A 23,094-nucleotide genomic window follows, 5' to 3' on the forward strand; every position below is an offset into this window, starting at 1 on the left:
CGTTCCGGTCCTTGTCTGGCAAATTGCACTAAAGTGCAGAGACGGAGGGACAAATGGGATTTCTGGCAGTTGTGGTCGCGGGCATCGCGGGATTCATGTTCGGGGCGGTTTGGTACACGATCATGGCCAAAGCGTGGATGGCCGCATCGGGAGTGCCGCTGAACGAGGCGGGGGACGCGCCCGCCAACCGGGCCGATCCGATCCCCTATATCACCAGCCTTTTGGGCGGCATTCTGGTGGCGGGCATGATGCGCCACGTCTTTGTGTTGAGCGGGATTGATACGCTGGGCGAAGGGCTGGTGTCCGGATTTGGTGTCGGTCTGTTTCTGGTCAGCCCGTGGATTGCGACCTTTTACGCCTTTGGCGCGCGGCCCTTTCGCCTGACACTGATCGACGGGGGCTATGCCACATTCGGATGCACGGTCATCGGCACGGTTCTGATGCTGTTTTGACGGAAAAAAGGGTCCTGACCCGAAATGATCAGAACCCCTTCACCCTCGGCACGCACTCCCAAGAGCCACCGCACGTGTACTGAAAACAGGGTCTGACCTTTCTGGTCTGACCAATCAGACTTAGGAAAAAACGTGTCTCAACGCAAATCCAAAGTCCTTAGGATTGGAGTCAAAACAGAAACACCCGCTGGTTCAGCGGGTGCTCTGGTGTTCGGGTTTTGAGGCAGATCAGCTGTAGGCCGATTCCTTGCCGAAATGCTTGGTCAGCATGTAGTAGACCACGGCGCGGTACTTGTTGCGCTCGGATTTGCCGTAGGTTTCGATGGCCTTGTCGATCGCTTCCATCAACTCGGGGCCATCCTTGAGGCCGAGTTTCTTCATCAGAAAGTTCTCTTTCACGGTTTCCAATTCGGATTTCTGGCTGCCCGCAACGGTGGATGCATCCGCGTTGTAAATCGACGGACCGCAGCCAATCGTCACCTTTGTCAGCAGATCCATGTCTGGTGTCATGCCGCACTTGTTCTTGAGGTCGTCCGCATACTGCGCGATCAGGTCGTCGCGTTTGCCCATCTTCAATTCTCCCACCGGTGTTTTGCGCCCCGATGTTTCGGCGACGCGTGTCATTACAATTGTGTGAGCGCAGGTTAGCGGGAAACTTTCCCTGCACAAAGAGATTTTCAGGGGGAATGTCCGGTGGGATTTCCCTGTGAGCCTCAATGGCGGTTGATCTTGATCTCTTTTCCGGCCGGGGCAGGCCCATCTTGGGGGGTGGTGGCGTCTTTTGCGCCACCGATCTCAAAGCTCATGCCGGAGATGTAAAAGGACCGGGGTTTGGTCATTTCGGTGGTCCGTTCGACCCATTCGGGCGAAAAGGTAGTGGCCCAGATCGCCGGATAGGCGTGCACCGCGTTGTGCATGCAGGTCAGCGCGATCCAGATGCCCGCCGCCTTGCAGGCGAGGTGTTCCTTGGAGGTCATGTTGAGCGCGCTGCGGATCACGAAGGCCAGCGCGGCGGCAAGGCCCCCGTCGATCAGCATCGTCATGTCGGCGTCGGCCTCAGGGTCGGGCACGCCGTTGAGGTGAAACATCACGTAGCGCGACAGCAGCACCGTCAGAACGCCGATGAGGCAGGCCGCCACCAAAGAGCCGGGATAGCCGATATTGCGCACCCATTCTGGCATCGGTCCGCGCTGGGCCTGCGCCTCGGCCTTGATGCTTTGGGCGTGCTGTGCGTGCTTGCCGTTCAGCCGTTCCAATCGTGCTGCAAAGACGTCCTGTGACATGCCTCGCCTCGTTTCCAGTTGCCTTGTTCAGCACAACTGGCCCGGAAACACGGGCGAAACTGGGGCAGAAATGGTGAAAAATGGTGCCGTCGGCAGGATTTTTCCTGCGCGACCGGCGACTTATGCGTTGTGTCGAGGTGTTTTAGAAGTCGAGGTTTTCGACGCTCAGCGCGTTTTGCTGGATGAATTCGCGGCGCGGCTCGACCACATCACCCATCAGCTTGGTGAACAGATCGTCCGCCTCGGCCATATCCTCGACCCGCACCTGCAGCAGTGTGCGCGCATCCGGGTCCAGCGTGGTTTCCCACAGCTGATCCGGGTTCATTTCGCCCAGACCCTTGTAGCGTTGCAGCGACAGACCCTTTTCGCCCTCGGCAAGGATCGCATCCAACAGGTCCATTGGCCCCATGATTTCGACGCTTTTGTCCTTGCGGTGCAAGCTGGCAGGCGTGCCGTAGACGTCCTGCAGGCTTTGGGTAAAGGTGCCGGTCTTGCGCGCCTCGCCAGAGCGCAACATGCGCCCATCGAGCGTGCGTACCTCTTCGACGCCGCGCAGGATGCGGGCCAGTCGCACGCCTTTGTCCTGCGTGATCCGGCCTGCCCAGCCGCGTTCCCATTCCAGCGCGATCAGGTTCAGCCGTTCGGCCACCTTGTCGGCCACGCCTTGCAGGTCGCCGTCGACGGCACCGGGCACAAAGGCCCCGGCAATCGCCGCCTGTTCGAGGATATGGCGCGGGTAATGTGTCGGGAAGGCCTGCAGCACACGACGCAACTGTCGCGCCTCATCGACCACGCGCACGAGGTCTTGCCCGGCGATTTCCTCGCCATTGCCCTGGCGCAGCATGGCACCGTCGATGCCCTGCTGGATCAGGTAGTCCTGCATCTCGGCTTCGTCCTTGAGATAGACCTCGGATTTGCCGCGCGCCACTTTGTACAAGGGCGGTTGCGCGATATAGAGGTACCCGCCCTCGATCAGTTCGGGCATCTGGCGGTAGAAGAAGGTCAGCAAGAGCGTGCGGATATGCGCCCCGTCCACATCGGCGTCCGTCATGATGACGATCTTGTGGTAGCGCAGTTTTTCGATGTTGAACTCGTCCCGCCCGATCCCGGTGCCGAGCGCCATGACCATGTTGCCGATTTCCTGAGAGCCCAGCATCCGGTCAAACCGCGCCCGTTCCACGTTCAGGATCTTGCCCTTGAGCGGCAGAATGGCTTGGGTTTTCCGATCGCGCCCCGTCTGGGCAGAGCCGCCGGCGCTGTCACCTTCGACAAGGAAAATCTCGGTATTGGCGGGGTTCTTGTCTGAACAGTCCTTGAGCTTGGAGGACAGGAAGTTCATGTCCATCGGGTTCTTGCGCCGCGTCAGATCACGGGCCTTGCGCGCCGCCTCGCGCGCCAACGCCGCCTCGATGATCTTGCCAACGATGATCTTGGCCTCGTTCGGGTTCTCCTCGAACCACTCGGACAGCTTTTCGTTGACCAGACCCTCAACCGCGGGGCGGACCTCGGAACTGACCAGCTTGTCCTTGGTCTGGCTGCTGAACTTGGGGTCAGGCACCTTGACGGACAGCACGCAAGTTAGCCCCTCGCGGGCGTCGTCACCGGTAAAGCTGACCTTTTCGCGTTTCGCGATGCCGGTCGCCTGTGCGTAGTTGTTGATCGTGCGCGTCAGCGCCCCGCGAAAGCCCGCCATGTGGGTGCCACCATCGCGCTGCGGGATGTTGTTGGTAAAGGGCAGGACATTTTCGTGATAGCTGTCATTCCACCACATCGCGACCTCGACGCCGATGTCGTCCTTTTCGCCGTGGATAAAGATCGGCTCAGGCATGACCGAGGATTTGGAGCGGTCGAGATACTTCACGAACTCGCGCACGCCGCCCTCGTAGAACAGTTCGGATTTGAGCGTCTCAACATGGCGTTCGTCGGTCAGGATGATCCGCACGCCGGAGTTCAGGAACGCCAGTTCGCGCAGCCGCTTTTCCAGCGTCTCGAACGAGTATTCGAGGTTGGAGAAGGTGGAGGTGGCCGCGAGAAAGCGCACCTCGGTTCCGGTGCGCCCGCCCGCGTCACCGACAACCTCGAGATGCTTGGCGGTAAAGCCGCCCTCAAAGCGCGCCACATGTTCCTTGCCGTCGCGCCAGATGCGCAGTTCCAGCCAGTCGGAAAGCGCGTTGACCACCGAAACACCCACGCCGTGCAGACCGCCCGACACTTTGTAAGAGTTGCTGTCGAACTTCCCGCCCGCGTGCAGCTGGGTCATGATGACCTCGGCGGCTGACACCCCTTCTTCTTCGTGAATGCCGACCGGAATGCCGCGGCCGTTGTCGCTGACAGACACACTGGAATCCGCGTGGATCGTGACTGTGACCGCGTCTGCGTGACCGGCCAGCGCCTCGTCGATGCCGTTGTCGACGACCTCGTAGACCATGTGGTGCAGACCGCTGCCATCGTCGGTGTCACCGATATACATGCCCGGACGTTTGCGCACGGCCTCCAAGCCCTTGAGAACCTTGATGGAATCCGCGCCGTATTCTTCTGGGGCTTGCTCGTTTTCTGCCATGATCCGGCCTCTTGTTCTGTTCCGCTAAATATACGGTTTTTCAGGGGGATTGTCACGCCACTGACACAAGATTTTGCGTTTCAGGTCAGGGGGATGACAAGACCGACGCAGATCAGCAAAACGCCTGCGATGATGTTCATCCGCCGCAGGGCTTCGGGGCGCTGCAACAGGCGCCGTGCGCGGTCGATGAACAGCGCCATGGTGAGGTTGCCAAGCAGTGGGATAACCATCGACAGGGCGACGATGGTGGCGATGTCGAGGCCCGTGAGCCGGGTCAGGTCAAAGAAGCCCGGCAGCATGCCCGCATAGAACAGGATCGCCTTGGGATTACCGAGGATCACAACCAGCCCCGCCATGAACCCCGCCCACATGCCGGGGCGCGTCAGGCGGCTGTCGGTGTCGATCTTGTCCCCGGCGTGCCGGATCACCAGCGCCCCCATCACCACAAACATCGCTGCTGCGACCCATTTCAGCGCCTCAAGAAAGCCGCCATAGACCGACAGGACCCAGGTGACGCCAAAGATGGCCAGAAGCGACCACAGCACGTCCCCCACCACCACGCCCAGCGCCAGCGGCCAAGCGGCGTGAAAGCCACCAGACAGGCTGCGCGCAATCAGGCCAACCCAAACCGGCCCCGGCGTCAGAAACAGCACCAGCAGCGCGCCCGCATAAAGCGCGATGTCCCATGGGCCGAGTGTCATGGCCCGGTCACGGTGCTTTCACCGTCTGTGTCGGTCACTTCAACATATTGCGCGCGCGCACCGAGGCTTTCGAACAGCTGCGTTTCGGTGCCGGTCATCCACGCTTGTGCTCCAAGCGCGCAAATCTCGTCATAAAGGGCCGCGCGCCGGTCTGCATCAAGATGGGCGGCGACCTCGTCCAGCAGCAGCAGGGGAGGCGCGCCAAAGTCGCGCGCGAGGGCGCGGGCATTGGCGAGGATCAGGGACACCAGCAGCGCCTTCTGCTCGCCGGTGGAACAGTCCTTGGCGGGCACGTCCTTGGCCGCGTAGACCCCGAACAGATCGGCGCGGTGCGGCCCGATCAGGGTGCGCCCGGCAGCCAGATCGCGCTTGCGCCCGTCGGCAAGGGCGGCGCGCAGGTCTTCGGCCGTTTCTGGTAGGCCCAGCTCGCCCGGTTGCAGGGTCAGCGTTGCGGCTGGAAAGGAGGTTTGTGCATCGCCTTGCGCCTCGGCCAGTGCGGCCAGCGCGCTCAACCGATTGGCATGGATGGCAGCCCCCGTTTCGGCCATGCGTTGTTCCAGCGCGCTGTACCAATGCGCATCACGCACCATGTCCTTGAGCAGGCGGTTCCGCTCGCGCATGGCCTTGTCATAGTCCAGCGACACCTGCGCGTGATCGGGCAGAAAGCTGAGGGTCATGCGATCCAGAAACCGCCGCCGCCCCTCCGCCCCTTCGATCCACAGCCGGTCCATCGACGGGATCAGCCAAAGGACGCGGGCAATGCGGCCCAGCGCAGTCTGTGCGGCAGTCTTGCCATCAATGCGCACCTGCCGGGCAGACCCGTTTTCCGACCAGGTCTCGATCTCGTGCACCTGATGGAGGGAGTGCAAAACGCCGGTCAGCTTCCAGCCCACAGCCTCGGGGCGGCGGGTCATATCCTCGGCAGAGGCGCGCCGCAGCCCGCGTCCAGGGGACAAGAGCGACACCGCCTCAAGAATGTTGGTCTTGCCCGCGCCGTTGGGTCCGTAAATCGCGACCGGCCGGGCATCAAGCGTCAGCCGCGCCACCTTGTGTGAGCGGAAATGGGACAGCAGCAACGATGTCAGATGCAGCGCCATCGCGTCCCTTCATTGTTCTTAAAATATGCCCGCCGGAGGCAAGAAATCAAACGCGCATCGGCATGACGACATAGACCGCGCTCAGATCATTGCCCTCGCGCATCAGGGTCGGATCGCCGGAGGAGTTGAACAGGAACACCGCGTTCTCGCGATCCACCTGGCTCGCGATTTCCAGCAAGTATTTGGCGTTAAACCCAATTTCCAGCTTTTCGTCAGCATAGGCCACGGCCAGTTCTTCTTCCGCAGCGCCGGAATCCGGAGCGTTCACGGACAGGATCAGGCGGTCTTCGTCCAGTTGCAGTTTCACCGCGCGTGAGCGTTCGGAACTGACGGTGGCAACCCGGTCCACGGCCTTGGCAAAGTCCGAGGCGTCCACTTCCATCTTGCGGGTGTTGCCCGCCGGGATGACGCGGGTGTAGTCAGGAAAGGTGCCGTCGATGACCTTGGAGGTCAGCGTGATGTCGGGCGTGGCAAAGCGGACCTTGGTCTCGGACACGCTGACGGCGATTTTCATGTCGTCATCATCCAGCAGCTTGCGCAGCTCACCAACGGTCTTGCGGGGCACGATCACGCCCGCCATGTCGGCGGCACCCTCGGGCAGATCGCTGTCGATGCGGGCCAGACGGTGGCCGTCGGTGGCCACGCAGCGCAACGCGCGCCCTTCATCGCCATCGGCGATATGCATGTAGACGCCGTTCAGATAGTACCGCGTCTCTTCGGTCGAGATCGCGAATTTGGACTTGTCGAAAAGGCGACGCAGCTTGGGCGCCTCAATGGAAAAGTTCGAGGCATATTCGGAACTTGCCATGACCGGGAAGTCTTCTTTCGGCAGCGTGGCAAGCGAGAAGTTCGAGCGCCCCGCCTCAACCGTCAGGCGGCCAGCGGCGCTGTCGGCGGTCAGCGAGACCAGCGCGCCATCGGGCAGTTTGCGCACGATTTCGTGCAGGGTCGTGGCGGATACGGTGGTTGCCCCGGCCCGCTCGACCTGTGCGGGGGCCCTGTCGACCACTTCGATATCCAGATCAGTGGCGCGGAACGTCACATCCGAGCCCTCGGCCTCGATCAGCACGTTGGCGAGGATCGGGATCGTGTTGCGCCGCTCGACCACCGATTGGGCCTGGCTTACGGCCTTGAGCAGTACGCCGCGTTCGACACTGATTTTCATGATCCCTCTCCCATCGATCCCCATCCGCTGTGCAGGGAGGGGCACCCTAGCCCAACCACGCGGCATCACAAGTATTTTATTGTTTTCTCCGCTGGATCGCGGGGGGCGTCAAGTCAAGGTAGACGGCCTTGCGGGCAAAATATCGCAGGTGGCGCAAAGACGAGCGCACCACCTCGGGGGGAAAATCAGCGGTAAATGACCATTGACGCACAAATCACCTTGTCCGACTCTGCCCGGAACATACATCGGATGCGTTGTTTCAAAGGGCGATTTCATGATTTTTGTGTTTCAGAGTAACGTGCCGCGATGATCCGGTTTCTTGATGCCACGCTGGGACGGTGGCTGCGCCATTTCCTGTTTGTGCTGGTGCGTACGTATTACGCGCTGTTTTTCAACATCAGTTGTGCGGGCAAACACCTGTTGCAGGATCAGCCCGGCACGCTGATCCTTGCCACCCATGTCAGCCGCCATGACGGGCCGCTGATCGCCGCGATCCTCTATGCGACCAAGCGCATCCGCCCGACCGTGCATTATAACGAGTATTACAACTGGTCCCAGTTCGTTCCGATGTTCATCGCCTCGGCCATTCCGATGAGTTCGCCGAAATCCTGGCCGGATGAACGGCGCAAGGCGCGCAAGGACACCGTCCTCAAGATCGTGCACAAGGTGCTGGCCAAGGGCAATTCGGTGCTGCTGTTTCCGGCTGGCCGCGTGCGCCGCGAAGAACAGGAACGCGTGCCGGCCTATCTGACGGGCGTCCACGACATCCTGCGGGCCGAGCCGGACACACCCGTCATGCTGCTGAGGATTGATGGGTTGGGACGGTTTCAGACCGCGTCCTATGACAGTTTCTGGACATTTCTGGGCATCAAGAAGGGGCGGCGCCATGTCACGATGGATCTGCGCCCGCTGAACGATCTTGATCCGTCGATGGAGGTTGAGGCCTTCAACGCCCGGCTCGAAGAGCTGTTGAACACGCCGATCACACACGAGTTGTAATCATCGCCTGCCCCAAATGAAAAAAACGGCGCCCGAGAGCGCCGCTTTGGTTCTGGTGTTTGTGGTCGCTTACGCTTCCAGCGCGCGCCGCAGCAATTCGAGGTCTTCGGCGATCTGGCCGTCCTGTTGGCGCAATTCGTCGATCCGCTTGACCCCATGCATGACCGTGGTGTGATCGCGCCCGCCAAAGCGGCGGCCAATCTCGGGCAGGCTGCGCGAGGTCAGGTGCTTGCACAGATACATCGCCACCTGCCGCGGACGGGCATAGCTGCGCAACCGCTTGGGCCCGATCATGTCGGACAAGCGGATGTTGTAGTGTTCGGACACTTTGCGCTGGATTTCTTCGACGGTGATCTTGCGCTCCGAAGCGCGCAGCACGTCAGCCAGACAATCCTGCGTCAGATCCAGATCGATCTTGCGTCCGACAAGAGACGCAAAGGCGAACAGCCGGGTCAGCGCTCCTTCGAGGACACGCACGTTATTGGAAATGCGCAGCGCGAGGAATTCCAGCACGCCGTCTTCGACCCGCAGATCGGGATAGACCAGCTGCTGCTGTTCGACCTTGGACTGCAGGATGCCCAGACGCAGTTCGTAATCGGTGGGGTGCAAATCGACGATCAGGCCGCATTGCAGGCGCGATTTCACGCGCTCTTCGAGGTCCTTGATCTCGCCAGGGGCGCGATCGGCAGAAATGATGATCTGTTTGTTCTGATCGACCAGCGCGTTGAACGTGTGAAAGAACTCTTCCTGCGTGCTGTCCTTGCCTGCGATGAACTGCACGTCATCGACCATCAGTACATCGACAGAGCGGAACAGTTCTTTGAAGTCCATCATCTTGCGGTCGCGCAGAGCCTGCACAAAGCGGTACATGAACTGTTCAGCCGACAGGTAAAGCACGTTCATGCCGGGCTGGCGGGCGCGCAATTCCCAGGCGATGGCGTGCATCAGGTGGGTTTTGCCGAGGCCAACGCCACCATAGAGAAACAGTGGATTGAAGGTGACCGGCTCGCCCTCAGCCACGCGGCGCGCGGCGGCATGGGCCAGTTCGTTGGGTTTGCCCACGACAAAGCTGTCAAAGGTGAACCGTTTGTCGAGTGCGGCTGCGGACAGCGCTGATGAGGCGCTTTGTGCAGCGGGTGCCGTCGCGGCCGGTGTCGGCGCATCCAGAGCAGACGGGCGCGCCTGCGAGTTGGCAGCCACTGAAAAGCTGAGACGGCGCACGCTGTCATATTCAGATTTCAGCTCATGCAGAATCAGATCAGAAAAGTTCTGGCTGACATAATTCCCCATAAAATTTGTCGGTACATCAAAGGTGACGATCCCATCCGTCAGCCCCCGAAACTCGAGTGGTTCGATCCACGTCGTGTAGTTATTCTGGCCTACAGTCTTAAGCAGCCGTTTTCTCAGCTGTCCCCATTCTTGTTGTGTCATGTGCGCACTATCATCCTTTCCGCCACCTCTTACCGGCGATCATCGGCTCGCCGTAATTGCCCATCCCGTACACAAGGGGCAGACCATCATCCCTGCGCTGTCTTGCGACAGCGCATCCGGTCCAGTTGGAAATCACAGATCACACACGTGGTAGTACCCTTTGACGGGCATCTTTCACGCGTCTTCCGCTCACCAATCTATTTTGACAGGTTCAGCAGCAGCACCATAGTGTGCACTAAAACACGGGCAATACTCGCAGTAGCATGTCCCGAACCAGTCGCAGATACATTGCAGCATGCACCCTCTCCCGGCCTGTCCCCCCAAGGCGATTCCTGATCGCATACCGGTGGTATCAAGTTCGTTCGCAGGCCGTCTACTTATCTTGCGACTTGACTCGGTCTTTCTTAAAAAAGAATCTCTCCGAGCCTTGTTTTTATAAGGAAAACGCAAAAAGCGCCGCAAAATTGCGACGCTTTGGTTTTGCATGTTTGGGTTGTGTCAGCCCAGCGCTTTCACGCGTGCCGATAGGCGCGACATTTTGCGCGATACGGTGTTCTTGTGATAGACACCCTTGGTCACGCCGCGCATCAGTTCGGGCTGAGCCGCCTTGAGTGCGGCGCCTGCTTCATCCTTGTCACCCGAGGCAATCGCCTCTTCGACGCGGCGCAGATAGGTGCGGATGCGCGACCGGCGCGCTTTGTTCACTTGAAAGCGTTTTTCGTTTTGACGGGCCCGCTTTTTGGCCTGAGGCGAATTTGCCATTTTATCTCGTCCCAATATTGGTGCGGTAGTTTCAGAAGTCCCGGTCTTTAGGCGCGACTCACCCGCCTGTCAAGCAGATGGAGGGTGCGGAGGGGGCGCTGCCCCCGCTGACGCTCCCCCGTGGTATTTCCGGTCAGAAGAAACAAACTGGTCCCCGCATCTTCTTCTGACTGAAAATACCATGGGGGAGGCCCGCAGGGCCGGGGGCAAAGCCCCTATCTGTCGCGGAACTGCGCCGTGCGTTTTTCAAGGAAGGCTTCCATGCCCTCTTTCTGGTCTTCTGTCGCGAACAGCGAATGAAACACGCGCCGCTCGAACAGCAATCCGTCGCGCAGGGGCACTTCAAAGGATTTGTTCACCGCTTCCTTGATCGCCATCGTCGAAATCATCGATTTCTCGGCGATCTTGTGGGCGGCGGCCATCACTTCTTCCATTAGCTTCTTGGGCGAGACCACGCGGCTGACCAGCCCGGAACGCTCCGCCTCGACCGCATCCATGAAGCGGCCCGTGAGGTTCATGTCCATCGCCTTGGCCTTGCCCACGGCGCGGGTCAGGCGCTGCGTGCCGCCGATTCCGGCCATCACGCCGAGGTTCACCTCGGGCTGGCCGAATTTCGCGGTTTCGGATGCAATGATGAAATCGCACATCATCGCCAATTCGCACCCTCCGCCCAGCGCATAGCCGGACACGGCGGCAATGATTGGTTTGCGCACGCGGCCAATGGCGTCGGTTTCCGGGCCAAACAGGTCTTCGGTAAAGGCCTCGACATAGGTCTTGTCCTTCATCATGGCGATGTCGGCCCCGGCGGCGAACGCCTTCTCCGAGCCGGTCAGAACAATGCAGCGCACTTTGCTGTCTGCCTGTGCGGCGGCCATGGCATCCGCGAGTTCACTCATCAACTGGTCGTTCAGCGCGTTGAGCGCGTCCGGCCGGTTCAGGGTCACCTTCGCAATGTGATCTTCAACTTCGACGATGATCGTCTCATAGGCCATAAGGATCTATCCAATAGTTGCCGTTGAGGGCCGAGCATTACCATGGCCCGAGCCTGTTTCAAGCTAAGTTTGGCACGACCTGCAGTAGAAAGACGACCGGCCCGACTGCACCACACGCGCAATCGGGGTGCCGCAGTCGGGGGTGCGGCAGGGGTCACCCTCGCGCCCGTAAACGTCAAAGCTGTGCTGAAAATATCCAAGCTCCCCATCGGCTTGGCGGAAATCGCGCAAAGACGAACCACCGGCCTCGATGGCCTCGGACAAGACCTCGCGGATGATCGGAACGAGCGCCGCAACGCGGGGTTTGGCAATCCGCCCGGCTTTGCGCAGCGGCGAAATTCGGGCGCGATAGAGTGCCTCACAGACATAGATATTGCCCAATCCCGCGACGATTCTCTGATCCAGCAGCGCGGATTTGACCGGTGTGTTCCTGCCCGCAAACGCTTGTATCAGGTGTCCCTCGTGGAAATCATTGCCCAAGGGTTCCGGGCCAAGGACCGCCAGCAGCTTGTGCTGGTCTGCCCCATCGGTTGCCATCAAATCCATCGCGCCAAAGCGGCGCGGGTCGTTGAAGGTGATGCGCGCGCCATTGTCCATGTGCAGCACCACATGGTCGTGTTTCTCGGCCGCAGGGTGGTCCCGCACGAACTGCCCAAGCGGGTCGCCTGACACCAGCATCCGCCCCGACATGCCCAGATGGATCAACAATGTCTCGCCCGAGGACAGATCGGCCAGGATGTATTTCGACCGCCGCCGCAGCCCCAGAACCTGTTGCCCGCTCAGCCGCTCGGCCATCTGCGGCGGAAACGGCCAGCGCAGATCGGGCCGGTTCACATCCGCGCGCGCGATCACGGCACCCGTCATCGCAGGGCTCAGCCCACGGCGGACGGTTTCGACTTCGGGCAGTTCGGGCATCGCTTGGGTCCTGCGTCAAAAGGGCTACGTTGTGTATGACCGCATGCGCTCTATAACAAGGCCTGAAGAAACGGAAAGACCAAGGCCATGAGCGACGAAAAGACCACCCATTTCGGATATCAGACGGTGCCCGAAGGGGAAAAGGCAGGCCGCGTGCAGGGCGTGTTCAACTCCGTTGCCTCCAAGTATGACATCATGAACGACGTGATGAGCGTCGGCATCCACCGCATCTGGAAAGAGGCGATGATGGATTGGCTGGCGCCACGTGCCGGGCAAACCCTGCTGGATGTCGCTGGTGGCACAGGCGATATCTCGTTCAAGTTCCTCAAACGTGCGGGCCACGGCCATGCCACCGTGCTGGATCTGACCGAACCGATGCTGATCGAGGGACGCAAACGCGCCGAAGCCGACAAAATGGCCGACAGTCTTGATTGGGTGGTGGGTGACGCGATGGCCTTGCCCTTCGAGGACAACACATTCGATGTCTACACGATCAGTTTTGGCATTCGCAACGTGACCCGGCCCGCCGATGCGCTGGCCGAGGCCTACCGCGTCCTCAAGCCCGGTGGCCGCCTGATGGTGCTGGAATTCAGCCAGTTGCCCAATGACGGGATGCAAAAGCTTTATGATCTATACAGCTTCAACGTCATTCCGCGCATGGGCCAGATGATCGCCGGGGATCGCGACAGCTATCAGTATCTGGTCGAATCGATCCGCAAGTTTCCTGATCAGGAAACCTTTCTGGCCATGATCCGCGACGCCGGATTCGAACAGGCCAAGTACCGCAATCTGACCATGGGCGTCGCCTGCCTGCATTCGGGTTGGAAGCTGTAACGTGCGTGGCCCCCACAACATCATCCGGCTGATCCGCACAGGCGCGACGCTGGAACGGACCGGCGCGATGAACGTCGTTCTGGACGCGTTCGAGGCCCCGCCCGCCCTGCGATTCGTCGCCAAGGCGCTGGGCAAGCCGTTTCGCTGGCTGGGCTACAAGGGCGATCCATCCATGCCGCCCGCCACCCGCGCGCTGACCGCCCTTGGCCCGGCCTACATCAAGTTCGGTCAGGTCCTGTCCACCCGTCCTGATGTGGTGGGCGATGAATTGGCCGTGCAATTGCGCGTCCTGCAAGACAAGCTGCCGCCCTTTTCAACGGAAGAGGCCAAGGCAGAGGTCGAACGCGCCTTGGGTCAGCCCGCCGACACGATCTTTTCCGAGTTCAGCGAATCCGTGGCCGCCGCGTCCATCGCGCAGGTGCACAAGGCCCGGCTCGCGGATGGCGGCGACGAAGTGGCCGTCAAGGTGCTGCGCCCCAACATCGAACGCGCCTTCAAGCGGGATGTCGATGCGTTCTACTTGGCCGCGCGCATTGTCGAAATCTTTGCCCCCGGCGCGCGTCGTTTGCGCCCAATGGAAGTGATCGAGCATTTCGATGGCGTCGTGCAGGGCGAGCTGGATTTGCGCCTTGAATCCTCTGCCGCCGGAGAATTTGCCGCCAACACCAAGGACGACGCAGGCTTTGACCTGCCCAAGATCAGGTGGGAGCATTCCGCCCGCCGCGTCATGACGCTGGAATGGGCAGACGGTGTGCCGATGGGCGACAATGCCGCGATTGATGCGGCCGGTCACAACCGTGTCGATCTGTCCGAACGGGTGCTGAAACTGTTCCTGCTTCACGCGCTGCGCGACGGTTATTTCCACGCCGACATGCATCAGGGCAACCTCAAGGTCGCGGCCAATGGTGACATCATCGCCTATGATTTCGGGATCATGGGCCACATCGATGAATACACGCGCCGGGTCTATGCCGAGATCCTGTTTGGCTTTATCCGCAAGGACTACAAGCGCGTGGCCGAGGTGCATTTCGAGGCGGGATATGTGCCCGCGGACAAGGACGTGGACGAATTCGCCCGTGCCCTGCGTGCTGTGGGCGAGCCGATCTTTGGCATGGATGCGTCCAAAATCTCGATGGGCCGTTTGCTGAGCTACCTGTTTGAAGTTACGGAACGCTTCGGCATGGAGACACGCACCGAACTGATCCTGCTGCAGCGCACCATGGTCGTGGTCGAAGGGGTGGCGCGTTCGCTTAACCCCAATATGAACATCTGGCAGGTCGCATCGCCCATCGTCACCGACTACATCCAGAAATCCATTGGGCCCAAGGCCATCGTGACCGATCTATACAAGACCGCGCGTGTGCTGACCCGTTTCGGCCCGCGCCTGCCCGGGCTGGTCGAGGCGGCGCTGATCAATCAGGCGAACCCAGCCCAGAAACAACGGCGCGGTTTCTGGCGCTGGATTGTGCTGGCAGGTCTTGCAGGTACGGCGCTGGGCGCAGGTATTTTGGCGCTGATCGAAGCGATGCTCTGACCTTCAGCGCATCGAATCATGCTAGGCTGCCGCCCATTGGATCAAATCAATTGGAGAGCGGGGCATGCATACGCCCAATCGCCCGGCAAAATCCGCCTTGCCTGTCTTTCTGTGGATCATCTGCGCCTTTGTGGTCGGGATTGCACTTTGGGCGGCCGTATATTGGCTCACAAATGGGGGCGAGGACGGGCCGCGGCTGCTGGTTGCGGTCGGGTCTGCTGGCCTTGCCCTTGCTTTTGGCGGGGTTCTGGGCGGCATCGTCAAAAAGCTGTTTGATGCTTGGGATGACCGCAAAACTGCGATCGAGGCGCAGAACGCCTACTACACGCAACTGCCCGAAGATTTCAAAACCGTCTACAACACGGTTGAGCGGAGCCGGTTCCTGATCACCGCCCACAAGTCGGCCAAGACCTATGGCGAACGGATGCGGTGATCCTGCTTCACAACATTAAACGGGCGACGCAACAGGGATTTCCTGATCTGTATGAGGGGCTCGAAGGGCCGATTTTCTTTTGCACGCGGTTCCTCAAGGGTCTGATCGAGGAATACCGCGATCACTACCTAGATGTGTCGCGGCTGCAATCGCAGGACGAGGCCGACAACAAGCTGACGCGGGAATTGATTGCGGAACGGCACCCCGATGAGGATGAACGCGACATATCACACAGCGCCTGGGACAGATTGCTGGAGTTGCCGCATCTGGGGCTTTTGATCGATGCAACGGATCGGCCAGTCGAAGGCACGGGCAACGCCGCGTTTGAATCCTATGAACAGGCCTTTGTGCAATATATCGACCTTGCCAGTTATTGCCTGATGTTGCGGATGCCGGGCAGTGACGACTCTCTGCGAAATCTCAAACTGGATGCGCAGCTTGCGGCATGCAGAACAGAGGCGTTGGCGATCAAGGCGAAATATGCGCGCCCTGGCGACAGTGCGGCTTAGACTACTCTTTCAATGGCCAATGCGATCCCTTGCCCGCCGCCGATGCACATCGTGATCAGCGCCTTGGACCCGCCGATCCGTTCCAGTTCATACAGCGCCTTCACCGTGATGATTGCACCTGTTGCCCCGACGGGATGACCCAATGCGATTGCGCCGCCGTTCGGGTTCACACGCGCAGGATCAAAGCCGAGGTCGTTTGAGACGGCCAGCGCCTGTGCGGCAAAGGCCTCATTTGATTCAACCACGTCAAAGTCGTTCGCGGACAAACCTGTGCGATCAAGCAGGTTGCGCACGGCAGGGATCGGGCCGATGCCCATCACTTCGGGGCGCACTCCGGCATGGGCGTAACCCAGAATGCGGGCCTTTGGTTTCAGCCCCGACTTTTCCGCGGCCTCCGCCGTTGCCAGCACAACCGCGCCGGCACCGTCGTTGATGCCCGAGGCGTTGCCAGCCGTCACCGATCCGTCCTTTTGAAACACCGGCCGCAGACCGCCAAGCGCGTCGAGGCTGGTCGCCTTGGGATGTTCATCGACTTCGAAATTCACGGTATCGCGCTTCACGCGCACCTCGACCGGGGTGATCTGGCTGGCGAACCGCCCGTCCGCAATGGCGGCTGCGGCGCGTTCCTGACTTTGCATCGCAAAGGCATCTTGAGCGGCGCGGGTGATGCCGTGTTCGGCGGCGACGTTTTCTGCGGTCACACCCATATGGCCGGTGCCAAAGGGGCAGTTGAGCGCGCCCAGCATCATGTCGAGCGTGCGCACATCCCCCATCTTGGCGCCCCAGCGCTGGCTGGGAATGACAAAGGGCGAGCGCGACATATTCTCGGCCCCACCGGCAAGGCCAAAGTCGCAATCCCCCAGCATCAGAGACTGTATGACAGATACAATCGCCTGCACGCCGGACCCACACAGGCGGTTTACGTTCATCGCCGGGGTCGTGTCCGGCACGCCCGCCTGCATCGCCGCGACGCGGCTGAGATACATATCGCGCGGTTCGGTGTTGATCACGTGGCCAAAGGCGACATGGCCGATCTGCCCACCCTCGACGCCTGACCGCTCAAGCGCTGCCTTGGCCGCCACGGTGCCCAGTTCGATCGGCGGTGTTCCGGCAAGCGCGCCGCCGAAGGTACCAATGGCCGTGCGTGCGCCGCCCAGAATTACGATGTCTTGGGTCATGATGATGCTCTCCCTCTTTCGATGCATGATGGCGGTGCGGGGTGGGCAATGAAAGCCCGGACCTTGACAGCGACGCAACGGCACGGGCAACTGTCCGTCATGACGGATGAAACGGACGCTATCTTATCGCTCTTGCCTGCACGCCTGAAAGAGGCGCGGCGGGTGCAGGGCCTGTCGCTGGACGCTGTGGCCAAACTGTCAGGTGTCAGCCGGTCGATGGTCAGCCAGATTGAACGAGGCGAATCCTCGCCCACTATCGCGACCCTGTGGAACCTCACACGGGCGCTGCAGGTCGACTTTGCCGGACTGCTTGAGGACGGACCTGCCAGCAACATCGAAGTGCTGCGCACCGCGGATGTGCCAAGCATCGAAAATCGCGGGGCCGGGTGCACGATCCGTATCCTTTCGGCGCCAGAGGAGGCCGGGCGGCACGAGGTTTATGAATTGCGCTTTGTCGAGGGTGGCGTGCTGGACAGTCAGGCGCATCGACGGGGTGCGCGCGAGCATCTGACGGTGATCGACGGTCGCCTGTCCGTCACCAGCGGCGGGGCGACGGAACGGATTGGGCAGGGCGACACGGCGCGTTATGCCGCCGATGTGCCCCACCGGATCGAGGCGCTGCACCCGTCTCGCGCCTTTTTGGTGGTGCAGGACGCCTGAGGTTTCCGTTTTCACGGATTTTTGTCCGATATTATGAAATCCCGTATTTCGGAATCACATCCGGTATGTTAGATGCGCCCGCAAAGGAGCCCTGACATGACCCAAGCGTTTCTCTCTCATATCACGGATACACTGGCGCAGATCGACGCGGATGGCATGACCAAGCGCGAGCGCATGATCACCTCCCCCCAGGGCGGGCGGATCGCAGTTGGGGATCGCGAGGTTCTGAACCTGTGCGCGAACAACTACCTTGGTCTGGCCGATCACCCCGACCTGATCGCCGCCGCAAAGGGCGCGATGGACAGTCACGGGTTTGGCATGGCCTCGGTCCGCTTCATCTGCGGTACGCAGGATCTGCACCGGCAATTGGAACAGCGGCTTGCGGCCTTTCTGAACAAGGACGACGCCATCCTGTTCGCCGCCTGTTTTGACGCCAACGGCGGCCTGTTCGAGCCGCTTTTGGGACCTGAAGATGCGATCATTTCGGACGCGCTCAACCATGCGTCGATCATTGATGGTATCCGGCTGTGCAAAGCGCAGCGCTACCGCTACGCAAACAGCGATATGACCGATTTAGAGACACAATTGCAGGCGGCCCGTACCGCTGGAGCGCGGCACATCATGATCGCGACCGACGGTGTATTTTCGATGGACGGGTATCTGGCCAAACTGCCCGAGATTAACGAACTGGCGTCGCGCTATGATGCGCTGGTGATGGTGGATGATTGCCACGCGACCGGGTTCATGGGGCCGAAAGGGGCGGGCACGCCTGCCCATGCCGGGGTCGATGTGGACATCCTGACGGGGACACTGGGCAAGGCGCTGGGCGGCTCCATCGGTGGTTATATCGCGGGGCCGCAACCTGTGATCGACCTGCTGCGCCAGCGCGCACGGCCTTATTTGTTTTCCAACTCCCTGCCTCCGGCCATTGTCGCCGCCGGGATCGAGGCCATCCGGCTGGTCGAAGAAGGCGACGCCCTGCGCGCCCAATTGTTCGACAACGCGGCCTATTGGCGGGCGGGTCTGAGCGATCTGGGATTCGAGCTGTTGCCCGGCGAGCATCCGATCATTCCCGTTATGCTGGGCGAGGCGCAGGTCGCGCAGGACATGGCCGCGCGATTGTTCGAGGAAGGTGTCTATGTCTCGGGCTTTTTCTTTCCCGTGGTGCCGCGCGGGCAGGCGCGCATCCGTACACAGATGAACGCGAGCCTGACGCGGGATGATCTGGACCGGGGCCTCGCCGCGTTCGAGGCTGCGGGCAAGGCCGTAGGCGTGTTGTCATGACCAACGAAATGATCGCGCTGGAAAAGACGCATCCCCGCGAAGGGTTGTGGCAGGTGACTGCCCCCGTGCCGCAAATCGGCCCGGACGACGTACTGATCCGCATCAACAAGACCGGGATTTGCGGCACCGACATCCACATCTGGAATTGGGATGACTGGGCGGCGCAGACTGTACCGACGCCGATGATCACGGGCCATGAATTTGCGGGCGAGATCGTTGAAATCGGCTCTAACGTGCAGGATTTGGCTCTTGGACAACGCTGTTCCGGCGAGGGGCACCTGATTGGTAAGACCTCGCGCCAGAGCCGGGCGGGCAAGTTTCATCTGGACCCGGCAACGCGCGGAATCGGGGTGAATGAACAGGGCGCCTTTGCCGAATACCTGCGCCTGCCTGCCTTTAACGTGGTACCGCTGCCGGATGAGATCAGTGACGATATCGGGGCGATCCTCGACCCACTGGGCAATGCCGTGCATACCGCGCTCAGCTTTGATCTGGTGGGCGAGGATGTGCTGGTCACTGGTGCGGGACCCATCGGAATCATGGCCGCCGCCGTCGCGCGCCATGTGGGCGCGCGCAACGTGGTGATCACGGATGTGAACCCCGACCGTCTGGCGCTCGCGGCGCGCGTGGCTGACGTGGTGCCCGTCAATGTGCTGGAACAGGATCTGGCCAGCATCATGCCGGGGCTGAAGATGAAGCAGGGCTTTGACGTCGGCCTTGAAATGTCCGGCAATCAGGCGGCGCTTGATCAGATGGTCGAGGCGATGACCATGGGCGGGCGCATCGCGATGCTGGGCATCCCGCCGGGCAAAAGCCCCGTGGATTGGAGCCGTATCGTGTTCAAGGCCCTCACCATAAAGGGTGTCTATGGGCGCGAGATTTTTGAGACCTGGTACAAGATGATTGCGATGTTGCAGAACGGGTTGGATGTGTCGGGCGTCATCACCCACCGCTTTCATGCGCGCGACTTTGCGCAAGGCTTTGCGGCAATGAAGTCTGGCTCGTCAGGCAAGGTGGTTCTGGACTGGACCTGAGCGCGGCTCAGGCCGCCACAACCTCGCGGTGCAGCGGTTTGCGCCCGGTCTCGGTCAGCAACCAGCCCTCGGTCCCTTCGAAAACGGCGGCGGTCAGCGGCTCGCCATAGCCTGCGGCTGTGTCGAGGTTCACGCGGTTGCCGTAATGCGTGGCGGTGCGGATCGGCGTGTGGCCGTGCACGATCACCTTGGGGTGCGGCGCGGTGACATCGTGGAACTCGTTCCTGATCCACAACAGGTCTTCTTCGTCCTGCTGGTCAAGTGGCACGCCGGGGCGAATCCCGGCATGGACGAACATCAGATCACCCACCGTGTGTGACAGTTTCAGCCCTTCGAGGAAGGTCACGTGCGATTTCGGAACCGCGGCGCGCGCATCGGCCTGCACGTCCTTTTCGCGGCGGCGCGGACCTGCATCGACACCGTAAGAGGCCAGCGTCGTGTCGCCGCCAAGGCGCGGGTGCAGCCAGTATAGTTCGACCATCATGTAAGGGTCATGCAGGATCGGGCGCTGCATGAACCATTCGAACATGCGGTCGTGATTGCCCTTGAGGAAGGTCCAATTGCGCTGCGCTTGCTGGCCTGCGACCAGCGTGTCCAGCACGGCGCGGCTGTCCGGCCCGCGATCGGTATAGTCGCCCAGAAACACCACGGGCGCATCCACCCCGCCATCCGCCTCGATCAATGCAAGGACTCGGTCCAGTTCAGCCTGTTGGCCGTGAATATCTCCGATGGCGTAAATGGGGTCTGACATGATCTACCGGGCAACGAACGTGTAATGTCTGTCGCGTATCCGGATTCGGTGGCAGATGTAAGGCGTGGGATGCCACAGTTTTTAAATGCCGCCCCTGTTGCCGTTGAATTGGGCAATCCACGCGTCACTGGTTGCGTCCGCCAGTTTGCCCATGGACAATGCGACCGGCGGAAGGGCTGCCACATCAATCTGCAGAAAATGCAGGATTTTCAGCAGTGTATTCTGTGGATCTTGCACCAAGTCCGCGTAGGTGAGGTGCAGTGGTTCAATACCCTCTCGCACGAACCAATCCCGCCATGCAGCATCGTAACCGGTTAGGGTGTCCAGCTCCGCCGCAATCGCGTCCGCATCATAGTGCAAAGGTTCACCGGGATCGGTCCGTTCGTGTTCGGTGCCATCCGCATTGCGGTGCCACAATCCGCTTTGCTGTGCGCGCACCAGGGACACGGCTTGCGCCACCTTGTCATCGCGCGTGAGGTATATGTATCGCGTGAGACCGAATGCTGTGGTGACGCGCTCTGCGTCGGTGTGCTTGCCCGGATGAAGTTGGGACAGCTGACTGAAGAAGAAATCGGCACTATGGCGTTGCAGTCGAAGTCCGAAGATGTCCGTGCCCCGCCGCCCGGCCTGCTGTGCCGCTGCCAGAATGTCAGAGAGAGCTGCGTTTTTGTCCAGGTCGAGATCCGCACGCCATGTCGCAACATCGGGCCGGTGGAAATAGGATTGCGGGTTTCCCGCCACGCCGCTGTCGCGCAGCAAGCCACAGAGCAGTGTGCTGCCGCTGCGCGGTGTGGTGCACAGGATATAGGCATCGGGTCCAGGCATGGCGGGCAGTCTTGTCCGCGAAGATGCCGAACGCAAGGCAGGGCGTTACCCCGCCTTGCGCAGTCACTGTCAGGCGACGTCGAAGGCCAGTGGTTTCACTTGCGTGAACATGCCGGTGCCATCCAGCGTTTTCAGCACATCGCCAGGGATCGGATTGTCGACGTAAAGCAGGGCAATCGCCTCACCGCCGACCGCGTTCCGCCCAAGGGTAAAGTTCGCGATGTTTACGCCGTTCTTGCCCATCGTGTTGCCCAAGAGGCCGATGATGCCCGGCACGTCCTCGTTCGTGGTGTAAAGCATGTGCGCCCCGATCTCGGCGTCGATGTTGATGCCCTTGATCTGGATAAAGCGCGGTTTGCCGTCGCTGAACACGGTTCCGGCGACAGAGCGTTCGCGTTTGCTGGTGACCACGGTGACCTTGATATAGCCGTCAAAGGTGCCCGATTTGTCCTGATTGGTGGTCGAGATCTTGATCCCGCGTTCCTTGGCGACAACAGGCGCGCTGACCATGTTCACGTCCGGGTTGGCGCGTTTCATGATGCCTGCGATCACGCCGCAATTGAGTGCTTCGAGGTTCATGTCAGACACGACACCGTCATATAGGATGTTGATCGCTCGGATCGGTTCGTCTGTCATCTGGCCCACAAAGCTGCCCAAGTGGCCGGCCAGCTTGACCCAAGGGCCCATCACCTTGGCCTCTTCAGCCGTGACGGATGGCATGTTGAGCGCGTTTTCGACCGCCCCCGTCAGCAGGTAGTTCGCCATCTGGTCTGCGACCTGAAGGGCGACGTTTTCCTGTGCTTCGGTTGTGGCGGCCCCGAGGTGGGGGGTGACCACCACGTTGGGCAGGTTGAACAGCGGGTTGTCCTTGGCCGGTTCCTCGGCAAAGACGTCAAAGGCGGCCCCGGCCACGTGGCCGGATTTGAGCGCCTCGGCCAGCGCGACCTCGTCCACGAGGCCCCCACGCGCGCAGTTGATGAGACGCACACCCGGTTTCATCATCGCGATACGTTCGGCGGTGATCATGTTGGCGGTCTGTTCGGTTTTGGGCACGTGGAGGGTGATAAAATCCGCCCGGCTGATCAGGTCGTCCAGCTCAACCTTTTCTACGCCCATCTTGTTGGCTTTGTCGGTGCTGAGGAAGGGATCGAATGCCAGCACCTTCATTTTGAGCCCACGTGCACGGTCACACACGATCCCGCCGATGTTGCCCGCGCCGATCACGCCCAGCGTCTTGCCGGTCAGTTCGGTGCCCATGAACTTGGACTTTTCCCATTTGCCCGCGTGGGTCGAGGCCGACGCTTCGGGGATTTGCCGCGCCACGGCGAACATCATCGCGATGGCGTGCTCGGCCGTGGTGATCATGTTGCCGAAGGGCGTGTTCATGACGATCACCCCTTTTTTGGAGGCCGCTTCCTTGTCGATATTGTCGGTGCCGATCCCGGCGCGCCCGATGACCTTGAGGTTCTTGGCGTTGTTGAGGATCGTCGGGGTCACCCGCGTGGCCGAGCGGATGGCGAGGCCGTCATAGTCGCCAATGATCGCGGCCAGTTTGTCCTTGTCCTTGCCGAGATCGGGTTCGAAGTCGACCTCGATCCCGCGGTCGCGGAAGATCTGAATGGCGGCTTCGGAGAGTTTGTCGGAGATGAGTACTTTGGGGGCCATTATGGTGGTCCTTTTGCGGGTCGGCGGTGG

Annotated in this window: 23 protein-coding genes; 9 read left to right on the forward strand and 14 right to left on the reverse strand. The window is 60.8% G+C overall.

Translation table 11 applies throughout. The features are described from left to right. The first annotated feature begins 53 nt into the window (after window positions 1-53). Entirely contained in the window at window positions 54-452 is a 399-nt protein-coding gene (locus Q1A89_RS12755; protein WP_299728501.1) for a DUF1761 domain-containing protein, read from the forward strand. A gap of 228 nt (window positions 453-680) precedes the next feature. Here Q1A89_RS12755 and Q1A89_RS12760 read toward each other — a convergent pair whose 3' ends face one another. The 6 genes from Q1A89_RS12760 to dnaN form a co-directional block, all read right to left on the reverse strand. Further along, window positions 681-1,022, reverse strand: a complete 342-nt coding sequence (locus tag Q1A89_RS12760; RefSeq protein ID WP_299729167.1) for a DUF2853 family protein — start codon at window positions 1,020-1,022, stop codon at window positions 681-683. 143 nt (window positions 1,023-1,165) lie between these two features. Then, on the reverse strand, window positions 1,166-1,735 hold the full coding sequence (locus Q1A89_RS12765; protein ID WP_299728504.1) for a hypothetical protein: 570 nt from the start codon (window positions 1,733-1,735) through the stop codon (window positions 1,166-1,168). Between the two features lie 142 nt (window positions 1,736-1,877). Beyond that, window positions 1,878-4,295 (reverse strand): DNA topoisomerase (ATP-hydrolyzing) subunit B, encoded by a 2,418-nt coding sequence (gene gyrB / locus Q1A89_RS12770; protein WP_299728507.1) that lies wholly within the window; start codon window positions 4,293-4,295, stop codon window positions 1,878-1,880. 80 nt (window positions 4,296-4,375) lie between these two features. Then, window positions 4,376-4,996 (reverse strand): LysE family translocator, encoded by a 621-nt coding sequence (locus Q1A89_RS12775; protein WP_299728510.1) that lies wholly within the window; start codon window positions 4,994-4,996, stop codon window positions 4,376-4,378. Beyond that, window positions 4,993-6,093, reverse strand: coding sequence for a DNA replication/repair protein RecF (gene recF / locus Q1A89_RS12780; RefSeq protein WP_299728513.1), 1,101 nt, complete (start codon window positions 6,091-6,093; stop codon window positions 4,993-4,995). The genes Q1A89_RS12775 and recF overlap by 4 nt, the downstream gene beginning before the upstream one ends. Before the next feature lie 46 nt (window positions 6,094-6,139). Next, window positions 6,140-7,258: a DNA polymerase III subunit beta gene (dnaN, locus tag Q1A89_RS12785; RefSeq protein WP_299728516.1), complete on the reverse strand. Its 1,119-nt coding sequence runs from the start codon at window positions 7,256-7,258 to the stop codon at window positions 6,140-6,142. A gap of 306 nt (window positions 7,259-7,564) precedes the next feature. Between dnaN and Q1A89_RS12790 the strand changes: the two genes are divergently transcribed. Further along, complete coding sequence (locus Q1A89_RS12790; RefSeq protein ID WP_299728519.1) at window positions 7,565-8,257, forward strand: 1-acyl-sn-glycerol-3-phosphate acyltransferase; 693 nt, start codon at window positions 7,565-7,567, stop codon at window positions 8,255-8,257. A 69-nt stretch (window positions 8,258-8,326) separates the two neighbouring features. On the opposite strand, the gene dnaA is transcribed toward Q1A89_RS12790, so the two are convergent. From dnaA to mutM, 4 genes are all read right to left on the reverse strand, one after another. Continuing rightward, a complete protein-coding gene (dnaA, locus tag Q1A89_RS12795) occupies window positions 8,327-9,688 on the reverse strand; it encodes a chromosomal replication initiator protein DnaA (RefSeq protein ID WP_299728522.1) in 1,362 nt (453 codons plus the stop codon). 498 nt (window positions 9,689-10,186) lie between these two features. After that, entirely contained in the window at window positions 10,187-10,450 is a 264-nt protein-coding gene (gene rpsT / locus Q1A89_RS12800) for a 30S ribosomal protein S20 (RefSeq protein ID WP_299728525.1), read from the reverse strand. A gap of 215 nt (window positions 10,451-10,665) precedes the next feature. Further along, the gene (locus tag Q1A89_RS12805) at window positions 10,666-11,442 is read right to left on the reverse strand and encodes an enoyl-CoA hydratase (RefSeq protein ID WP_299728528.1); all 777 of its coding nucleotides are present in this window, start codon (window positions 11,440-11,442) and stop codon (window positions 10,666-10,668) included. A 63-nt stretch (window positions 11,443-11,505) separates the two neighbouring features. Continuing rightward, window positions 11,506-12,357 carry a bifunctional DNA-formamidopyrimidine glycosylase/DNA-(apurinic or apyrimidinic site) lyase gene (gene mutM, locus Q1A89_RS12810; protein ID WP_299728531.1) on the reverse strand — a complete coding sequence of 284 codons (852 nt, stop codon included), beginning with the start codon at window positions 12,355-12,357 and terminating at the stop codon, window positions 11,506-11,508. 87 nt (window positions 12,358-12,444) lie between these two features. Between mutM and ubiE the strand changes: the two genes are divergently transcribed. From ubiE to Q1A89_RS12830, 4 genes are all read left to right on the forward strand, one after another. Continuing rightward, window positions 12,445-13,191: a bifunctional demethylmenaquinone methyltransferase/2-methoxy-6-polyprenyl-1,4-benzoquinol methylase UbiE gene (gene ubiE, locus Q1A89_RS12815; RefSeq protein ID WP_299728534.1), complete on the forward strand. Its 747-nt coding sequence runs from the start codon at window positions 12,445-12,447 to the stop codon at window positions 13,189-13,191. 1 nt (window position 13,192) lies between these two features. Next, a complete protein-coding gene (gene ubiB, locus Q1A89_RS12820; protein ID WP_299728537.1) occupies window positions 13,193-14,725 on the forward strand; it encodes a 2-polyprenylphenol 6-hydroxylase in 1,533 nt (510 codons plus the stop codon). Between the two features lie 64 nt (window positions 14,726-14,789). Then, window positions 14,790-15,158 (forward strand): hypothetical protein, encoded by a 369-nt coding sequence (locus Q1A89_RS12825; protein WP_299728540.1) that lies wholly within the window; start codon window positions 14,790-14,792, stop codon window positions 15,156-15,158. Beyond that, window positions 15,155-15,667 (forward strand): hypothetical protein, encoded by a 513-nt coding sequence (locus Q1A89_RS12830; RefSeq protein ID WP_299728543.1) that lies wholly within the window; start codon window positions 15,155-15,157, stop codon window positions 15,665-15,667. The genes Q1A89_RS12825 and Q1A89_RS12830 overlap by 4 nt, the downstream gene beginning before the upstream one ends. On the opposite strand, the gene Q1A89_RS12835 is transcribed toward Q1A89_RS12830, so the two are convergent. Beyond that, the gene (locus tag Q1A89_RS12835) at window positions 15,664-16,845 is read right to left on the reverse strand and encodes an acetyl-CoA C-acyltransferase family protein (RefSeq protein ID WP_299728545.1); all 1,182 of its coding nucleotides are present in this window, start codon (window positions 16,843-16,845) and stop codon (window positions 15,664-15,666) included. The two genes, Q1A89_RS12830 and Q1A89_RS12835, sit on opposite strands and share 4 nt — an antisense overlap. Before the next feature lie 99 nt (window positions 16,846-16,944). Between Q1A89_RS12835 and Q1A89_RS12840 the strand changes: the two genes are divergently transcribed. The 3 genes from Q1A89_RS12840 (at window position 16,945) to tdh (ending at window position 19,823) form a co-directional block, all read left to right on the forward strand. Beyond that, the gene (locus tag Q1A89_RS12840; protein WP_299728548.1) at window positions 16,945-17,505 is read left to right on the forward strand and encodes an XRE family transcriptional regulator; all 561 of its coding nucleotides are present in this window, start codon (window positions 16,945-16,947) and stop codon (window positions 17,503-17,505) included. Window positions 17,506-17,601: 96 nt separating this feature from the next. After that, a complete protein-coding gene (locus Q1A89_RS12845; protein WP_299728551.1) occupies window positions 17,602-18,789 on the forward strand; it encodes a glycine C-acetyltransferase in 1,188 nt (395 codons plus the stop codon). After that, entirely contained in the window at window positions 18,786-19,823 is a 1,038-nt protein-coding gene (tdh, locus tag Q1A89_RS12850) for an L-threonine 3-dehydrogenase (RefSeq protein WP_299728554.1), read from the forward strand. Before Q1A89_RS12845 ends, tdh begins: the two co-directional genes overlap by 4 nt. Before the next feature lie 7 nt (window positions 19,824-19,830). Here the strand turns inward: tdh and Q1A89_RS12855 are convergent, their stop codons facing one another. From Q1A89_RS12855 to serA, 3 genes are all read right to left on the reverse strand, one after another. Then, the gene (locus Q1A89_RS12855) at window positions 19,831-20,574 is read right to left on the reverse strand and encodes a metallophosphoesterase family protein (protein ID WP_299728557.1); all 744 of its coding nucleotides are present in this window, start codon (window positions 20,572-20,574) and stop codon (window positions 19,831-19,833) included. Window positions 20,575-20,655: 81 nt separating this feature from the next. After that, a complete protein-coding gene (locus Q1A89_RS12860) occupies window positions 20,656-21,399 on the reverse strand; it encodes a Stf0 family sulfotransferase (RefSeq protein ID WP_299728560.1) in 744 nt (247 codons plus the stop codon). A gap of 69 nt (window positions 21,400-21,468) precedes the next feature. After that, on the reverse strand, window positions 21,469-23,064 hold the full coding sequence (gene serA / locus Q1A89_RS12865) for a phosphoglycerate dehydrogenase (RefSeq protein WP_299728563.1): 1,596 nt from the start codon (window positions 23,062-23,064) through the stop codon (window positions 21,469-21,471). Window positions 23,065-23,094 lie beyond the last annotated feature (30 nt).

The organism is uncultured Tateyamaria sp. (assembly GCF_947503045.1).
GTDB lineage: Bacteria > Pseudomonadota > Alphaproteobacteria > Rhodobacterales > Rhodobacteraceae > Tateyamaria.